A 17325-nucleotide genomic window follows, 5' to 3' on the forward strand; every position below is an offset into this window, starting at 1 on the left:
AGATTGCGTCGTTATGGCTAACGACATCAAAGTGAGCTTGTGCGAGCCTGAGTATGGAAATGTCCGAGGTCAGAAAGGGTTCCAGGTCGGGGCACGGGTCAGCTTCAGATAGCCGACATTGATGCCCAGACGGGCACCGATGCCCGTGCGGATCGGGACGAGGACAACGTCACGGCTCTTCAGGACCGTCATGCCGACGCCGGCGACGACGTAGGCCGAACCACTGACGCCGCCGTAGCGGGCATAGAGCGTATCAACCGCGGGCAGGTCGTAGACCAGCATCATCGTTCGCGTGCCATTGCCACCATAATCGATGCCGAGCGAGGGCCCCTGCCAGAAGACTTCATGCTGGCCGACATTCTTGGTGTAGAGCATGCCCTCGCCATAGGTCAGACCGGCAATCAGTGCGCCGGAGCCTTCCTGTCCAAGGATGTAGCCATTTGGCAGGCCGTGGGTTTCGAAGGCCTGTTCGATGACCTTGGCAAGAGCGCCGCTGGTTTCACCGAAGAAGCCGTGGCCGGCATCGACCACTTCCTGGATTGAGTATTCGCCTGCGGCTTCGGCTGGACGCATGGTCGTGACAAAGCCCGCGATGGCCATGGCGGCTGCGATCATGAGACGCGCGGCCGAAAGATGACGGGTTGGCAAAAGACGCATGGGGCCTCCTAGATGCGAAGCCGATGGATTCGGCCTCTCCGATGGGGGTAATCGAACTTACCGAGGATCGTCTTAATAATCGGTTTACCAAATATGGTGTCATTATGACCATATGGTATCCGACCGGTTCGCAACCCGTGCCAGACACGACTGCGCTCTGTATCGTCGGTTAAAATCTTCTGGAGAGACCGATGGCGAAAAATATCAACCTCACCCTCGCAGGCCCCGATCTCGCGGCACTGCTGTGCAGCCGTGTGTGCCACGACGTGATTTCGCCGGTCGGTGCGATCAACAACGGCCTGGAACTGCTCGACGAGGGTGGTGCGGATGCCGATGCGATGGACCTGATCCGGACCAGCGCGCTGAATGCTTCGGTCCGGTTGAAGTTTGCCAGGCTTGCCTTTGGCGCCTCCGGTTCCGTGGGCGCCTCGATCGACACCGGAGAAGCGGAAAAGGCGGCGAAGGATTTCGCGCTCGCCGAAAAGAAGACTGAAGTCACCTGGAGCGGACCGCGCGCGATCATCGCGAAGAACCGCGTCAAGCTTCTGATGAACCTGTTTCTGGTCGCCTACGGTGCCATTCCGCGCGGCGGTTCGCTCGACATCTCGCTGGAGAACCCGGAAACGGATGCCAAGTTCAAGATTGTCGCCAAAGGCCGCATGCTGCGCGTCCCGCCAAAATTCGCCGAAATTTTGACAGGCACCCTGGAGGAGGCGGTCGATGCCCATACGATCCAGCCTTACTACACCATCCTGCTGGCCGACGAATGCGGAATGGAGCTGAAATTCATCCCCAGCGAGGGCGAGATTGCCTTTACCGCCGAGGTTATCTGACATCGTCCCGTTTCGAGACGAAGTTGTATTCCCATCGGTAACATTTCCTTAGTTGAACTCGGATAGGCTTATCGGGATTAATCGTTGTCTCCTGGCGGAGACAGAGGAGTTTACCATGCAGCGTTTGATGATCGCAGATGGCTCCGACATTGTGCGCAAGGTCGGCAAGAAGATCCTGTCTGAGCTCGGTTTCGATATATCCGAAGCCGGATCCGGCCGCGAGGCATTGGCTCGTTGCGAGCGCGAACTGCCGCATATTATCATCGTCGATGCCGGCATGGACGATGCTCTCGACCTGATCACCAATCTGCGCGCCCTGCCTGACGGCAAGGCCGTCAAGATCTACTACTGCGTCGTCGAGGCAGACCTGAAGACGATGATGGCGGGCAAGCGTGCAGGCGCCAACGAGTTCCTGCTGAAGCCGTTCGACCGCAAGATCCTGACGGATACTTTTGGCGGCAAGGCGATCGCTGCCTGAAGGCACAGACCTATGATTCGAAGGAGAAGGGCGGGCCATCGGCGCCGCCCTTTTTGCATGGGTTTTCCGGCGTCTATCCCCGCGCTATCGCCCAGGCCGGGCACGATCGACCTGTTTCAGGACACAAAAAAGCCCGCGTCGTTAAACGCGGGCTTTGTCTGGAAGTATGATCGAATCAGGCGGTTTCTGAGTATTCCGCACCGTCCGGCTCGCGCAGCACGTAGCCGCGGCCCCAGACCGTTTCGATATAGTTCGCACCGCCAGCCGCATTTGCGAGCTTCTTGCGCAGCTTGCAGATGAAGACGTCGATAATCTTCAGTTCAGGCTCGTCCATGCCGCCGTAAAGGTGGTTCAGGAACATTTCCTTGGTCAGTGTCGTGCCCTTGCGCAGCGAGAGCAGTTCGAGCATCTGGTATTCTTTGCCGGTCAGATGAACGCGCTGGCCGCCGACTTCGACGGTCTTGGCGTCGAGGTTCACGATCAGTTCGCCGGTGATGATGATCGACTGGGCGTGGCCCTTCGAGCGGCGGACAATGGCATGAATACGGGCAACGAGTTCGTCCTTGTGGAACGGCTTCGTCATGTAATCGTCAGCGCCAAAACCGAGACCGCGCACCTTGTCTTCGATGCCTGCCATACCGGACAGGATAAGGATCGGTGTCTTAACCTTCGACAGGCGCAGAGTGCGAAGCACTTCGTAGCCGGACATGTCGGGGAGATTGAGGTCGAGCAGAATGATGTCGTAGTCGTAGAGTTTGCCCAGGTCGACGCCTTCTTCGCCCAGGTCAGTGGTATAGACGTTGAAGCTCTCGGACTTCAGCATCAATTCGATGCTCTGAGCCGTAGCGCTGTCGTCTTCAATGAGTAGAACCCGCATATTTATCCCCTTTACCGCCGCCGAAAGGTCGAGTTGGCCCCCTACGCGATACGGATCCAGTCGTTGCCTGATTTGAAGGCTGCCACCAAATGGTTAACAAATTCTGATTCCCTCTGGCAAGGTGTAACGAATTTATTAAGCAAAGAAAGCAGTCTCCTGATTTTTCATGTGTTTCGGTCATCGCCACACTTGAATCAGAGCAACAGGAAATTCCCGTAACCGATTCATTTGACTCATCATTGTCATCAGCCGTTTTGAGGCCCTGGCATTTACTGACCCTTAAGTGATCGGGCTTATCATTAACGATGCCCGTAAACGAAAGGTTACCAGCGGTAGCTTTTTGTTAACGTCGCGGACTTTTTTTGGACGAATCGTTTGCATGCGGGTGTGTTGAGTAAGCAAGTGTGGCGGGGGGTCTCGCATCACGGGAGTATTGCGTATGAAGTCGCGTGAGAGCCTGGTACGCCTGAAAGGTTTTCAGGTTACCGAAAAGCGTCGGCAATTGCAGCAGTTGCAGTCAATGATGGCGGAGTTCGAAAGGATGGCGAAAGAGCTTGAGGCTCAGATCGGCATCGAGGAGAAAAAATCCGGCATTACCGACCCTAACCATTTTGCCTATCCCACCTTTGCCAAGGCAGCTCGCCAGCGCGCGGACAACCTTCAGGTCTCTATCCGGGAACTGAAAGTCCAGCAGGAAGCGGCCGATTTGGCGTTGGAAGAAGCCGAGGCAGAATATGCCAAGGCATCGGCTCTTGAAGAGCGGGACAGCCAGATGCGGGTTAGAGCCTGAACATCGTGTCTGCAATGTTCAAATAGACGGGCGCAGTTTTCACTGCGTCCGTCACTTTGGCTCATCGACTTGAGCCTGTCGCCCCCAAGCGCATGAAGCGATCGGGCCAGGGCCGGCGGTTTATCCGTTGAGCACATCACGCCATTCGGGATGGCGATCCATCTGGGCATGGAAAAAAGGGCAGAGCGGAATGATTTTCCAGCCGCCCTTGCGAGCCTCCTCCACAGCATAGAGCGCAAGAGCCTGACCGGCGCCGGTGCCCCGCATCGCATCCGGGACTTCCGTGTGATCGATGATGATCAAGGCGGGCGAAGCGCGCGAAAATGTCATGATCGCGGGGTCGACGATCCCGTCCGCCTTGCCAAGATAACGTCCGCCCGAACCGGTCTGCTCAAAAGTGATGTTCATCAATGCCTCCGTTGCCCCGTTGATGGTTCCTGAATAGCATCGGCCCGTGCCAAGCGACAATTGCCTGTCTGGCACACGCAGCGTTCACACTTGGCGGAAGTTTGCGTGTTGATCTGGTTGAAGGCCCTGCTGTTGATCCTGGCGCCGGCATTTCTGGCACTGGGGATCAGCCTGCCGCTGATGCGTTTTGAAAGTTTCTATGTCTTTTCCGAGGAGCCGTCGCTGCTGTCGATCATCGGCTCAATCTGGCACGGGGGAGACGGACTGCTGTCGGTGATCGTCGGGCTTGTCTCGGTGGTGTTTCCGGCGGTCAAGCTGCTGGGGCTTGCGGCGGAACATCTGAATGCGGCCGAACACCGGCAGGGCGGATGGATCGGAACGCTTGTTCCTGTCCTGTCGCGCTGGTCGATGATGGATGTGCTGCTGGTGGCGCTGGTGATTTTCGCGGCCAAGACGACGGGGCTGGTGCAGGCTTTTTCCCAGCCGGGACTGTGGTTCTATGCCGGATCGGTTGTGCTTGCCGCCATTCTGCATCGGCTGCCGGCCCGCGGAACTTTGTCGGAGCCCATGCCGCAAAAAGGGTAAAACCGGCAGGGCGAGCCGTGCCGGTTTTCCGATGGGGTCTGTTTCAAAACTGTCTTGCGCCGCTGACTTGCGGCGCCCAATAGCTTAATGACGATATTGCTGAATTCTGGTTGTCCGCAGGCCCGGCAAGCCATGGTCAGAAATGGAGGACTGCCAGGAGAGGAATTCCTCGACTGTCAGGGTATAGCGTTCGCAGGCTTCTTCCAGGCTCAACAGGCCACCGCGAACAGCGGCGACAACCTCGGCCTTACGACGGATCACCCAACGGCGCGTATTGGCCGGGGGCAGATCGGCAATCGTCAGCGGGCTGCCATCGGGACCGATGACATATTTCACTCGGGGGCGGATCATTTCGGTCATTGGACTCTCTATACATACTCAAGACCACACACCCGCATCCTAGAGCCGAGGCTTTAAAATTTGCCTAAGCACGTTGTAAGCATTTGATAATAATTTTTGCCGTTCGCGGTAGGCATGTTTTGCTGATTCTACCTCACTCTGCGTAAACTTGCGGCATGTGCATAGGAGTTATGCAATTACCCCTCTACTCGGGCGCAACCATTCATGGCATTACACCTGCGAAATCTCTGGTTCCTCTGGATTTGACAAGGCCGGGCGGCAAAGCTGCCCGGTTGATTGTCGTTTTTCAGTCGCCGCAAGATCGGCAACAGGCCCAGTGGATACAAGTCCCTGCATGGGATGCATTCTAGTTCACATGCTTTCAATTTCCGGCTGGGCACATGCCCTGTCGAAAGGAGCTTTATGTTCAGGCCGACTGATTTGACTCGTCGTCAAGAGACTGACGAAGACGTTTTCCCTTTGGATGCGTTCGTATCCGGACAGTGGGCCGGCAAATTGCTGGCACTGGCACGCGAGCATGGCTTTCGCCACTGCCTGCTTGCGAGTTTCCCCAAGGGTGATCGGCCGGAGTTCGCTGCCAATCTTCTGGTGACGAATTGGCCACAACCGGTGCGCGAGGCTTATGAAGCGGCCGAAATTTTTGCCGGAAGCCTGCTGGTGGCGCGCCTCAAGCAGACCATCATGCCGGTGTTCTCCACCGAGAACCTGTTCGTCGGCCAGGCTCCGACAGAGCAGCGGGCCAAGTTGCTTGCGCTTTTTGACCAGCATGGACTGGGCGGCAGCCTTGCCTTCAGCCTGCATGATCGGCATCTGGCGCAGTATGTTCTGGTTTTTTCCGGACGGCTGGAACAACCCGATCGCGCCGAACTGGCGATCATGCAGCTTGCGGCAATGGAAATGCTCGACCTTGGTGCGGACGAACTCGTGCCGCGGTATGGCCCGCGGGAAAAGCTTTCGGCCCGCGAGATCGAATGTCTGCGCTGGTCGGCTGCGGGCAAGAGCAGCGACGAGATCGCCATCATTCTCGATATTTCAACCCATACCGTGGTCAGCTATCTGAAGAGCGCCATGCGCAAGCTCGAGGCAGTCAACCGCATGCAGGCGGTTGCGCGGGCCTGTCGTTTCCGGTTGCTGTGACGGCGCTCCACCCCGAATATCGATCACTCAAGACGCCGCACATGCCATGTGCGGCGTCTTTTTCATCGCGGTCGATGCCATAGCTAAAGCAGCATCACATTGAGTTCAGTCCTGCCATAGCCGAAGACATATTCTGTCGTGCTATTGTGAAGCAGGGTGATTGTATCACCGCTGTCCAGCCATGCGAGCGTGACGACCGTCGAGGTTCCGGCACCGCCGGCGTGGTGGACGAGATCTTCTCCGCCATTGCGTCGCAACGCGACCGAATGGTTGCCGCTGCTATTGGCAGTCACCGTCAGAGCCAGCAGGTAGAATCCTGTTGCCGGGACTAGAAGCGACTTGCCGAATCCCGAGGCAAGGGGTGGGCCGAGCGTGACATCGCCTCCCGACAGATGTAGCAGGTCGAAGCCGGTCGCCGTGCCGCTCGCCGGCGTCAGTGTTGCAGCCGCCAGGGCCGCGCGCGCCAGCGGTCGCTGATCGTGGCGCACATAACCTTCCGGGGAAATTCCAATTGCCTGGCGCCAGCCGGTCACGTCGCTGTTCACCTTGATCGAGAAGCGATCTTCGCCAGCCAAGCCCATTTCGGCGCGGCCCTGCCAGTTGGACTGGAAGAGCAGACTTGCAGTGTCGGCAGCCGATTGCTTGTTGACGGTCAACCGGTGGCTGTCGCCAGCGTGGTTGAACAGGCTGGCGGGCGAGGATATCGCCAGTCGGTTGGAACCGTCGGGGGTGGCGGCGACACCGAGTCGATTGAAACTTGCCGTCGATGGCAAGGGAGGGGCGATCCATTGTTCCCCGTCGAAGACCGTCGGGCGTTGGTCGCTGGCGATATAGCCGCGCCAGCCGATGCGAGGGGCGATGAATACCCAGGCGGCATCCTGATAGAGTGCCAGTTGGCCCTCGCGACCGGTCCAGGCACCGCTGGTCGGGGCGACCAGCCAATAGATATCGCCCTCGGATGGCGCCGCCGGAGGTTCCGACGCTTCGCCTTGGATGACCAATTGTACCAGCGCATCCAGACGCTGCAGGGCTTCGTTGTGCGTGACGTGTTTCTGGGCTTGGGCGGGAAGGATGAAAGGCAAGTCGAGATTGCTGGTCGTATCGGACATCGGCGTCTCCGTTTCTCTGTGCCTGCATCCGGCGTGATGACGGAGCGTGGCGTGGAAGGAGAAGTGTGCGCCGGATTTTACCGAGGGGGATGAAATCACCCTGATTTTGTTGAAATCATGAGGTTATTTGGAAAACTCATCCCCGCTGCGGCGGGCTTGCCCAGGCAATGAAGTCGGGATTGGCGAAATCGGTCTCGTGAATTCGGTTGCGCTTGCCGTAGACGAGCGGCTGGTGATCGGTCGTCAGCGTGATGCCGCCCGCTGCTCTCAGGACGGCATCGCCCGCGGCTGTGTCCCATTCCATGGTGCGGCCGAAGCGCGGGTAGAGATCGGCTTCGCCCTCGGCCAGAAGACAGAATTTCAGTGACGAACCAACGGTGCGGCGCTCCGGAATGCCGTTGTCGCGGATATAGGCCTCGGTCGCTTCGCTGTTGTGCGAGCGGCTGACCAGGGCGCAGGCCTTGGGATGGGTCGGGCGCCCCTTAATCGCGGACCGCGCCGTCACCTGGAAATGCTCATCGATGATCAGCTTTTCCGCCTTGTTCCCGAAGCCGAGATAGGCAATGCCCAGAGCCGGTGCATAGACCATGCCGATGGTCGGCACACCGTGTTCGACGAGGGCGATGTTGACGGTGAAATCGTCATGGCCGGCGATGAATTCGCGTGTGCCGTCAAGCGGATCGACCAGCAGGAAGCGCTGGCCTTCGGTTGCGGGCACATCGCCTGCGGCAACTGCTTCCTCGGCCACCACCGGCAGGTGCGGCAGATGGGCGATCAGGTCTGCCAGGATCAGGTTTTCGGCGGCCTCATCCGCCTCGGTCACCGGTGTGCTGTCGCCCTTGAGGCGGACATCGGGACCGGCTCGATAGATATCGAGAATGATCCGGCCGGCGCCAAGGGCTGCCTGCTCGAAAATCCGCGCGATCGCTGCGTCGTCGGCCACTGGTCCGTTTCCTCTGTCGTCCATCCGTGATTTCACGTTCGCACGGTTGGTGTAAAGTGATCTTTCACCATATGCGCAGGAGATTGGCAGGAGATTGCGGCATCGTTGCGCGTGTCCACGCTGCACCGCCGTGGAACAAAGCGCGGCATGTCTCAAACAAAACAATTTTCGTCCTGATTGCGCTTGCTCTTTGTGACGCCTATGCGAATGTGCGGCGATATTTTCAGAGGATGGTTGATGCGTTATTCGGCCCTTTCAATCTTTCGACAGGCACTTTCCGGCAATCGCAACTGGGCGCCGATGTGGCGTGAGCCGGAGCCCAAGCCGCATTATGACGTGATCATCGTCGGCGGTGGCGGGCATGGTCTGGCGACCGCCTATTATCTCGCCAAGGAATTCGGCATCACCAATGTCGCGGTGCTGGAAAAAAGCTATCTCGGCTCGGGCAATGTCGGCCGCAACACGACGATCATCCGCTCGAACTACCTGCTGGAAGGCAATGAGCCGTTCTACGAGTTCTCGATGAAGCTCTGGGAAGGGCTGGAGCAGGACTTCAACTACAATGCCATGGTGTCGCAGCGCGGCATCGTCAATCTCTTCCATTCCGACGGCCAGCGCGACGCCTATGCGCGGCGCGGCAATGCGATGATGATGCATGGCGTGGCCGCCGAGCTGCTCGATCGTGAGCAGGTGCACAAGATGATGCCCTATCTCAACTACGATCATGCGCGTTTCCCGATCCTGGGCGGTCTCCTGCAGAAGCGCGGCGGTACGGCGCGCCATGACGCAGTTGCCTGGGGGTATGGCCGCGGCGCCGACAGCCGCGGCGTCGACCTGATCCAGAACTGCGAGGTCACCGGCATCCGCCGCGACGAGGCGGGCAATGTTCAGGGTGTCGAGACCAGTCGCGGCTTTATCGGCTGTAACAAGCTGGCGCTGGCGACGGCGGGCCACACGTCCGTCACCGGCCAGATGGCCGGGCTGGAACTGCCGATCGAGACGCATGTGCTGCAGGCCTTCGTGTCGGAAGGCATCAAGCCGGTGATCGACAATGTCATCACCTATGGCGCCGGGCATTTCTACATCTCGCAGTCCGACAAGGGCGGCTTGGTCTTCGGTGCCGACATCGACTATTATTCGTCCTATGCGCAGCGCGGTAACCTGGCGACGGTCGAGCACACGATTGAGGAGGGCGTTTCGCTGATACCCGGGCTTTCGCGCGTCAGGGTCCTGCGCGCCTGGGGCGGGGTGATGGACATGTCGATGGACGGATCGCCGATCATCGACAGGACACCGATAGACAACCTCTATTTGAACTGCGGCTGGTGTTACGGCGGCTTCAAGGCGACGCCGGCTTCAGGCTTCTGTTTCGCCCATCTGATCGCCAAGAACGAAGCCCATCCCGTTACCCGTCTGCTCCGGCTCGACCGCTTCAAGCGCGGTTTTGCCGTGGATGAAGGCGGCAAGGGCCCGCAACCGAATTTGCATTGAGATCCGATCATGGCCAGCCTCATCACTTGCCCGCATTGCGGGATTCGTCCGAAGGAAGAGTTCTCGATCCGTGGAGACGCGAGCCCGGTGCGTCCCGCGGCAGCGGCATCCGACGATGCCTGGTACGCCTATGTATTCGTTCGTGACAATCCGAAGGGCCGGATCATCGAGCATTGGCATCATTCGGCCGGATGTCGTCGCTGGCTGGTGGTCGAGCGCGATAACGCGGCTAGTCACGAGGTCTATAGCGTGACGGATGCCAGCGTGCATGCGAAGGGAGCTGCCCGATGACCGGTTCGCGTCTGTCTTCCGGCGGCCTCGTCAATCGTGGCCGCAGCCTTTCCTTCACCTTCGACGGCCAGACGATGAAGGGGTTCGAAGGCGATACGCTCGCTTCGGCACTGATCGCCAATGACCAGATGCTGGTCGGCCGTTCGTTCAAGTATCACCGCCCGCGCGGCATCGTCACGGCCGGCTCTTCGGAGCCCAACGCCCTTGTGACGATTGGTTCCGGCGGCCGCGCCGAGCCCAATACGCGGGCGACCATGGCCGAGCTCTACCAGGGCATGGAAGCGACGAGCCAGAACCGCTGGCCGTCGCTGAAATACGATGTCGGCGCGGTCAACAGCCTGCTGTCGCCATTCCTCAGTGCCGGTTTCTACTACAAGACCTTCATGTGGCCGAAGCCGTTCTGGGAAAAGGTATACGAGCCGATCATCCGCCGCGCGGCGGGTCTCGGCAAGACGCCGTTCGAGGTTGACCCCGATCGCTACGAAAAATCCTGGGCGCATTGCGACCTGCTGGTGATCGGCGCAGGGCCAACCGGCCTGATGGCAGCCAGGGCTGCGGCGCGGGCGGGCATGCGCGTGATCCTTGCGGACGAGAGCTTCCGTTTCGGCGGCTCGCTGCTCAGCGAGCGGGTCTCGGTCGGCGGCATGGCGGCTGCCGACTACGCCCAGAGCGTCGTCGACGAACTGAAGACCCTCGCCAATGTCACCTTGATGCCGCGCACGACCGTATTCGGCTGGTATGACGACAATGTCTTCGGAGCCGTTGAAAAGGTGCAGAAGCATGTGGCGCAGCCGTCGTCCGACCTGCCGGTCGAGCGGGTCTGGCGGATCGTCGCCAAGCGCGCGATCCTGGCGTCGGGTGCCGAAGAGCGGCCGCTTGTGTTCGGCGGCAATGACAAACCCGGCGTCATGACGTCCGGCGCGGTTCGCACCTATCTCAACCGCTATGGCGTGGCGGCTGGTCGGGAAGTGGCGATCTTCACCAATGGCGGTGCCGGTTATCGGACCGCTGCGGATCTGATAGCCGCCGGCGTCAGCATCTCTGCAATCATCGATGGGCGTGTGCAGTCGGGCGATGAAGCGCCGACGGGCGTTCGGGTCATTCGCGGCGGGGCTGTGGTCGATACCAAGGGACGCCACCGCATTTCCGGCCTGATCGTCGAGCGCTCCGGCCATCAGGAGGAGATATCCTGCGATGCTCTGGCAATGAGCGGCGGCTTCAGTCCGATCGTGCATCTTGCCTGCCAGCGCGGGGAAAAGCCGGTTTGGTCGGACGCGCACCAGGCATTCCTGGCGCCGGATGTCGGCGGCGGGCTGCGGGTTGCCGGTTCGGCCGCGGGCGTCGCTTCGCTCACCGCCTGCCTGCGCGACGGCGCTGAAAAGGCACATGATGCGATTGGCGATCTCGGCCGGTTGGTCGGGCTAGTCGATGTGCCGGAGGTCGAGGGTGAATTCGATGCGGATTTTGCGCCGCTCTGGTACGTGCCGGGCGCAAAGGGCAAGGCCTTTGTCGACTTCCAGAACGACGTGCATGTGAAAGACCTGAGCCTTGCCCAGCGCGAGGCGATGGGCCATGTCGAGCACACCAAGCGCTACACCACGGGCGGCATGGCAACCGACCAGGGCAAGCTCGGCAATATCAACACCATCGGCATCATGGCTGGCATGCGTGGCGTGTCGCCGGCCGAAATCGGTACGACGACCTTCCGGCCTTTCTATACGCCGGTTTCCTTCGGGGCGATGGCAGGGACGTCCCGGGCCGAACATTCGCGGCCGGTGCGCACCTCGCCGCTGCATGGCTGGGCGAAGAAGCAGGGGGCCGTCTTCGTCGAATCCGGCCTGTGGTATCGGTCCTCCTGGTTCCCGCGTGAGGGGGAAAAAACCTGGCGCGAGGCAGTAGACCGCGAAGTGCTGAACGTGCGCGCCAATGCCGGTCTCTGCGATGTGTCGACGCTCGGCAAGATCGAGGTGTTCGGCAAGGATGCGGCGGAATTCCTCAACCGGCTCTATTCCAATGCCTTCCTCAAGCTTCCCGTCGGCAAGGCCCGCTACGGGCTGATGCTGCGCGAAGACGGGATGATCTATGACGACGGCACGACCAGCCGGCTGTCGGACGAGCATTTCTTCGTCACCACGACCACGGCCTATGCCGGCGAGGTGATGACGCATATGGAATTCTGCGCCCAGGCCCTATGGCCGGATCTCGACGTGCGTTTCGTGTCTTCGTCCGACGAATGGGCGCAGATGGCGATTGCAGGCCCCAAGGCCCGCATCATCCTTGAGCAGATCGTCGATCACGACATTTCCAATGAAGCCTTCCCATTCCTGTCGGCGCGTGAAGTGCTGCTCAAGGGCGGCCTAAAGGCGCGGCTGTTCCGGATTTCTTTTTCCGGCGAACTCGCTTTCGAGCTGGCGGTGCCGGCCAACTACGGCGAGGCAGTTGCCGACGCGATCATGGCGGCAGGAAAGCCGCATGGCATCTGCGCCTATGGCGTCGAGGCGTTGAACGTGCTGCGGATCGAGAAGGGCCATATTACCCACAGCGAGATCGATGGCGCGACGACGCCGGACGATCTGGGGCTCGGTCGCATGTTCTCGACCCAGAAACCGGACTTCATCGGCAAGCGTCTGTCGAGTCGTTTTGGCCTGACAGCTGCCGATCGTCCGCAACTCGTCGGCCTGCGGCCGATCGAGAAGGAGGAGATCAAGGCGGGGGCGCATCTTCTGAAGGATGGCGTGGATCCCTCGATGCGCAACGACCAGGGCTATGTCACCTCGGTCTGCTATTCTCCGTCGCTGGGATCCTATATCGGGCTTGCTCTGTTGAAATCGGGACGCGAGCGGATCGGCGAAAAGATCGTCGTCTGGGATGCCCTGCGTCGCAGCGAAACGGTGGCCGAGGTGTGCAATCCGGTGTTCTACGATCCAGACAACAAGAAACTTCACCTGTAAGGAGCAGCGCCATGCCCATGACCTATGCCAGCCGGCACGTGCTCGAGGATCATATTGCCGGTTTCGAGGCGACAGCCAATCCGCACCATTTGTCGATTGTCCGGGCGCCGACGGTTTTCTCAGTTCTGGTGCATGAGGGCCATCAAGCCGATATTGACGAAGCGCTGAGCAATCTGGAGGACGTCTCGGTGCGCTTTGCCGGACCGAATGAATGGCTGCTGGTCAGCGAAGACGTGTCGAGTGATGCTCTGGCTCGCCAGTTGAGCGATCTCGGATCGACCAGGGTGTCGTTTGTCGAGCAGAGCGATGGCCGTGTGGTGCTGAGGATCGGCGGTCCAAGGGTTCGCTCGATCCTGGCAAAATGCGTGGCCGTTGATCTGCATGCCGATGTATTCGAAGTCGGCCAGTCCGCCAATGTGCTGTTCTGCCATGTTGCGGCAAACCTTACGCGGACTGGTGCCGACAGTTTCGAGATCGTTGTCATGCGCAGTTTTGCCGGCTTCGTGTTCGACGAGGTCTGCGAGATGGGCCGCGAATTTGCGATGACGGCGGGTTTTGCCAGGTAAGGCCCCCCTCTGACGAGAGTTCATCCACAGCGACGTGGCTCATCGTCGGTCCTCGACGGGGTGATCTACGCGTGCATTCCGTGCGTAGCGTAGGTGAAAGTCGTATTTAAAGGCATTTGATGTTTCATATTATCTTCGGGCTGCCGTGGCTGGTGGTCGTCTCAAGATTCATCCAACCTTTGCCGTGGATCTGGACCGTCAAGCTGTCGCTTGCGGCACTGCTGTTGATTGCATCCCAGTACCATTTCTTCAGCCGTCTCTCATCGGGATCGGTTTTCTCTCCCGAATTTCCGCGATATGTCGTGATCGGCTTCAATGTCCTGTTCGGCGCGATCCTGCTGCTGGCCGTCTTCCAACTTCTGCTGGACGCGGTCTCGCTGCTGATCCTGGTGGCGAAGGGCTCGTTTCCTGTCGTGCCGGTCGGTGTGCGATACGCCATGGGCATTACGGCCATTGCGCTGTCGGCTCTCGGTGTCAGCCGCGCCATCGTCGTCCCCCCGGTCAAGGACATGGAAATCGCCATACCCGGCTTGCCGGCCCCGTTTGACGGCTATCGTCTCGTGCAACTGACCGATCTCCATATCAGCCGGCTTTTTCCGGCCGCATGGACGGAAGCGGTGGTGTTGCAAACGAATGCGCTCGATGCGGACCTGATCGTGATCACCGGTGATCTGATCGACGGAAGCGTCGAGCATCGGCGCAACGATGTCGCAGCGCTTGCCAGACTGCAGGCGCCGGATGGGGTTTATACCATCCCGGGAAACCACGAATACTTCTTCGGCGTCGATAACTGGATGCGACATTTCGAAGGCCAGAACATGCGAATCTTGTCGAACAGCCACGTTGTCCTTGCGCGGGGCGGGGCCGAACTGGTTCTGGCAGGGGTCACCGACCTGTCGGCAGCGGCAACAGGCTCGCCCGCTCCGGACCTGTCTGCGGCCTTGCGCGGCGCTCCTGCCAATGTGCCGGTCGTGCTGCTCGATCATCAGCCGATGCAGGCGGCAAAGGCAGCCGAATCCGGCGTGGCGCTGCAGCTTTCCGGGCACACGCATGGCGGCATGATCGTCGGTCTGGACCGGGTGGTCGGCGCGGCGAACAATGGTTTCGTGTCAGGCCTCTACCAGGTCGGGGGTATGCAGCTCTACGTCAACAATGGCACAGGGCTGTGGCCCGGTTTTGCCCTGAGGCTCGGAACGACGGCCGAACTCACCCGCATCACGCTCCGGCGGGCGGCCTCATGAGAACCTGCCGCGGTCTTGCTCTGGCCGCGGCGTTATCCGGATAATTTCTTTGTCTTGCGCGACATGTTTCGTCGCAGCATGGGCTTCCGACTTTTCCCGTGCCGCTCTAGCTTCGGACAACAGCCTGTCCGCGCCAAAGGAGCGTTTTATGAAAAGCCATGCAAGGGTCGTCGTCATCGGTGGTGGTGTCGTCGGGTGCTCGGTCCTCTACCATCTGACCAAGTTCGGCTGGACCGATGTCGTGCTTCTGGAGCGCTCGGAACTGACCTCCGGCTCGACCTGGCATGCGGCGGGCGGCATCCATACGATCAACGGTGATCCGAACGTTGGCAAGCTGCAGAAATACACGGTCGAGCTTTACAAGGAGATCGAGGAATACTCCGGCCAGGACATCGGCATGCATATGACCTCTGGCCTGATGCTGGCGGCGACTACGGAACGTTTCGACTGGATGAAGTCACTGCTGGCCAAGGGCAAATATGCTAATGGCGACGCGCGGCTTATCTCGGCCGAGGAAGCCTATGAGATGATGCCGCTGCTTGATCCCAAGCAGTTCGTCGGCGCGGTCTTTGATCCGCACGAAGGCCATCTCGACCCCTATGGCACGACCCATGCCTATGCCAAGTCGGCAAAGAAGAACGGCGCCGAGATCTATCTGCATACCAAGGTCGAGGATCTGGTGCAGCTTGAAGACGGCACCTGGCGGGTGATCACCGACAAGGGCGAAATCCGCGCCGAGCATGTCGTCAATGCCGCCGGTCTCTGGGCACGCGAAGTCGGGCGCATGGTCGGGCTGGAACTGCCGGTGCTCGCCATGGAGCACATGTATCTGATCACCGAGGACATGCCCGAGGTCATCGAATTCAACAAGACATCGGGCAAGGAGCTGATGCATTGCGTGGACTTTGACGGCGAGATCTACATTCGTCAGGAACGCAACGGCATGCTGATGGGCACCTATGAGAAGGATTGCCGGCCGTGGTCGCCGATCGAGACGCCCTGGACCTTTGGCCATGAGCTGCTGGCGGAAGACCTTGAGCGCATCACATCAGAGCTGGAAGTCGGCTTCCGGCATTTTCCGGCGTTCAACAATGCCGGCATTAAGAAGATCATCAACGGCCCGTTCACCTTCTCGCCGGACGGCAATCCGCTGGTCGGTCCGGTGCGCGGCATGACCAACTTCTGGTCGGCCTGCGCGGTCATGGCCGGCTTCAGCCAGGGTGGCGGCGTCGGGCTGGCGCTGGCCAACTGGATCATCGAGGGCGATCCGGGCTTCGACGTGTTTGCCATGGACGTTTGCCGCTACGGCGACTATGCGACGCTCGGCTATACCAATGCCAAGGTGCGCGAGAACTATTCCCGCCGCTTCTCGATCCGCTATCCGAACGAGGAACTGCCCGGCGCGCGTCCTCTGCTGACCTCGCCTATCTATGACAAGCTGAAATCGGCCGGTGCCGTGTTCGGCGCATCCTACGGGCTGGAGACGCCGCTGTGGTTTGCGCCGGATGGTGTCGAGGACAAGTTCTCCTGGCGTCGTTCGACCGATTTCGTGGCCGTCGGTCGTGAGGCTCAGGGCGTGCGCGATAGCGTCGGCTTGATGGAGACTTCGGGTTTCGCCAAATATACGGTGAGCGGCGAGGGCGCACGGGAATGGCTCGACCACATGCTGGCCGCCAAGATCCCGCAGGTCGGTCGCATGACGCTGGCGCCGATGCTCAACGACGCTGGCAAGCTGATCGGCGACTTCACCGTTGCCAATCTTGATGACGAGGAATTCCTGGTGATCGGTTCCGGCATTGCCGAGGACTATCACATGCGCTGGTTCGAGCAGCATCTGCCCGACGACGGCTCGGTCGAGCTCAATCCGCTCAATCTCGGTCTGCTTGGCCTGTCGATTGCCGGACCGAAGGCGCGCGACGTGCTGGCCAAGCTGACGCATCTCGACGTCTCTGACGAGGCCTTTGCCTTCATGGACATTCGTGAAATGGATCTCGGCATGGCGCCGGCCATCGTCGGGCGGGTCAGCTATACCGGTGATCTCGGCTATGAAATCTGGATGCGGCCGGAATATCAGCGCTATATCTTCGATCTGCTGATGGACGCCGGTGCCGAATTCGGTATCTCGCTGTTTGGCCTGCGGGCGCTGAATGCACTGCGGCTGGAAAAGAGCTTCGGCAGCTGGTCACGCGAGTATCGCCCACTCTACGGGCCGCTGGAAGCCGGACTTGGCCGCTTCGTTGCCCTGAAGAAGGAGGCGAATTTCATCGGCAAGACGGCAGCGATCGAAGAAAAGCTTTCCGGCGGCACGCTGCGCTTGCGCACTTTCATTGTCGATGCCAAGGACGCCGATGTCATCGGCGACGAGCCAATCTCGTTCAAGGGCGAGGTGAGGGGCTGGGTCACGTCCGGCGGCTATGCGCATCCGAGCGGCGTCTCGGTTGCCATCGGTTATGTGCCGAAGGACATTGCCGACGAGATCGAAGGCTGGGGAATCGAAATCCTCGGCGAGGTTCTTCCCGCGCACCTGCAGGCTCTGCCGCTTTTTGACGCAAATGGGTCGCGAATGAGAAGCTGAACCTTTTTCCACAAAGATGGGCTTGCATTAGTG

General features: G+C 60.0%; 17 protein-coding genes. 11 read left to right on the top strand and 6 right to left on the bottom strand.

The genetic code is table 11. The features are described from left to right. Nucleotides 1–69: 69 nt before the first annotated feature. A complete protein-coding gene (locus tag PDO_RS20465) occupies nucleotides 70–600 on the bottom strand; it encodes a DUF1134 domain-containing protein (protein ID WP_442981145.1) in 531 nt (176 codons plus the stop codon). Between the two features lie 248 nt (nucleotides 601–848). On the opposite strand from PDO_RS20465, the gene chpT reads away from it, so the two are divergent. Both chpT and PDO_RS20475 read left to right on the top strand, forming a co-directional pair. Beyond that, nucleotides 849–1490 (top strand): histidine phosphotransferase ChpT, encoded by a 642-nt coding sequence (gene chpT / locus PDO_RS20470; RefSeq protein WP_007606368.1) that lies wholly within the window; start codon nucleotides 849–851, stop codon nucleotides 1488–1490. Nucleotides 1491–1605: 115 nt separating this feature from the next. Beyond that, the gene (locus PDO_RS20475; RefSeq protein WP_007606369.1) at nucleotides 1606–1968 is read left to right on the top strand and encodes a response regulator; all 363 of its coding nucleotides are present in this window, start codon (nucleotides 1606–1608) and stop codon (nucleotides 1966–1968) included. Nucleotides 1969–2143: 175 nt separating this feature from the next. On the opposite strand, the gene ctrA is transcribed toward PDO_RS20475, so the two are convergent. Beyond that, complete coding sequence (gene ctrA / locus PDO_RS20480) at nucleotides 2144–2845, bottom strand: response regulator transcription factor CtrA (RefSeq protein WP_007606371.1); 702 nt, start codon at nucleotides 2843–2845, stop codon at nucleotides 2144–2146. Between the two features lie 439 nt (nucleotides 2846–3284). On the opposite strand from ctrA, the gene PDO_RS20485 reads away from it, so the two are divergent. Next, nucleotides 3285–3635: a hypothetical protein gene (locus PDO_RS20485; protein ID WP_007606373.1), complete on the top strand. Its 351-nt coding sequence runs from the start codon at nucleotides 3285–3287 to the stop codon at nucleotides 3633–3635. 120 nt (nucleotides 3636–3755) lie between these two features. Here PDO_RS20485 and PDO_RS20490 read toward each other — a convergent pair whose 3' ends face one another. Beyond that, nucleotides 3756–4043: a GNAT family N-acetyltransferase gene (locus PDO_RS20490; protein WP_007606375.1), complete on the bottom strand. Its 288-nt coding sequence runs from the start codon at nucleotides 4041–4043 to the stop codon at nucleotides 3756–3758. A gap of 105 nt (nucleotides 4044–4148) precedes the next feature. Between PDO_RS20490 and PDO_RS20495 the strand changes: the two genes are divergently transcribed. Further along, on the top strand, nucleotides 4149–4628 hold the full coding sequence (locus tag PDO_RS20495; protein ID WP_007606377.1) for a paraquat-inducible protein A: 480 nt from the start codon (nucleotides 4149–4151) through the stop codon (nucleotides 4626–4628). 84 nt (nucleotides 4629–4712) lie between these two features. Here the strand turns inward: PDO_RS20495 and sciP are convergent, their stop codons facing one another. After that, the gene (gene sciP / locus PDO_RS20500) at nucleotides 4713–4988 is read right to left on the bottom strand and encodes a CtrA inhibitor SciP (protein WP_007606379.1); all 276 of its coding nucleotides are present in this window, start codon (nucleotides 4986–4988) and stop codon (nucleotides 4713–4715) included. 459 nt (nucleotides 4989–5447) lie between these two features. Between sciP and PDO_RS20505 the strand changes: the two genes are divergently transcribed. Beyond that, nucleotides 5448–6125 carry a helix-turn-helix transcriptional regulator gene (locus PDO_RS20505; protein ID WP_244426493.1) on the top strand — a complete coding sequence of 226 codons (678 nt, stop codon included), beginning with the start codon at nucleotides 5448–5450 and terminating at the stop codon, nucleotides 6123–6125. 83 nt (nucleotides 6126–6208) lie between these two features. Here the strand turns inward: PDO_RS20505 and PDO_RS20510 are convergent, their stop codons facing one another. Both PDO_RS20510 and cysQ read right to left on the bottom strand, forming a co-directional pair. Further along, nucleotides 6209–7234: a DUF2793 domain-containing protein gene (locus PDO_RS20510; RefSeq protein ID WP_007606382.1), complete on the bottom strand. Its 1026-nt coding sequence runs from the start codon at nucleotides 7232–7234 to the stop codon at nucleotides 6209–6211. A 136-nt stretch (nucleotides 7235–7370) separates the two neighbouring features. Continuing rightward, nucleotides 7371–8177 carry a 3'(2'),5'-bisphosphate nucleotidase CysQ gene (gene cysQ, locus PDO_RS20515; protein ID WP_007606384.1) on the bottom strand — a complete coding sequence of 269 codons (807 nt, stop codon included), beginning with the start codon at nucleotides 8175–8177 and terminating at the stop codon, nucleotides 7371–7373. Between the two features lie 237 nt (nucleotides 8178–8414). Here cysQ and PDO_RS20520 point away from each other — a divergent pair, with 237 nt between their 5' ends. The 6 genes from PDO_RS20520 (at nucleotide 8415) to PDO_RS20545 (ending at nucleotide 17292) form a co-directional block, all read left to right on the top strand. Next, nucleotides 8415–9668, top strand: coding sequence for a sarcosine oxidase subunit beta family protein (locus PDO_RS20520; RefSeq protein WP_007606385.1), 1254 nt, complete (start codon nucleotides 8415–8417; stop codon nucleotides 9666–9668). Nucleotides 9669–9677: 9 nt separating this feature from the next. Then, on the top strand, nucleotides 9678–9959 hold the full coding sequence (locus PDO_RS20525; protein ID WP_007606387.1) for a sarcosine oxidase subunit delta: 282 nt from the start codon (nucleotides 9678–9680) through the stop codon (nucleotides 9957–9959). Further along, nucleotides 9956–12910 (top strand): sarcosine oxidase subunit alpha family protein, encoded by a 2955-nt coding sequence (locus PDO_RS20530; protein WP_007606389.1) that lies wholly within the window; start codon nucleotides 9956–9958, stop codon nucleotides 12908–12910. The genes PDO_RS20525 and PDO_RS20530 overlap by 4 nt, the downstream gene beginning before the upstream one ends. Nucleotides 12911–12921: 11 nt before the next feature. Next, nucleotides 12922–13476: a sarcosine oxidase subunit gamma gene (locus PDO_RS20535; RefSeq protein WP_007606391.1), complete on the top strand. Its 555-nt coding sequence runs from the start codon at nucleotides 12922–12924 to the stop codon at nucleotides 13474–13476. A 119-nt stretch (nucleotides 13477–13595) separates the two neighbouring features. Continuing rightward, on the top strand, nucleotides 13596–14717 hold the full coding sequence (locus tag PDO_RS20540; RefSeq protein ID WP_007606392.1) for a metallophosphoesterase: 1122 nt from the start codon (nucleotides 13596–13598) through the stop codon (nucleotides 14715–14717). 148 nt (nucleotides 14718–14865) lie between these two features. Then, nucleotides 14866–17292: a GcvT family protein gene (locus tag PDO_RS20545; RefSeq protein ID WP_007606393.1), complete on the top strand. Its 2427-nt coding sequence runs from the start codon at nucleotides 14866–14868 to the stop codon at nucleotides 17290–17292. Nucleotides 17293–17325: the final 33 nt, after the last annotated feature.

The organism is Rhizobium sp. PDO1-076 (genome assembly GCF_000247475.1).
In the GTDB taxonomy this organism is placed as follows: Bacteria; Pseudomonadota; Alphaproteobacteria; order Rhizobiales; family Rhizobiaceae; genus Allorhizobium.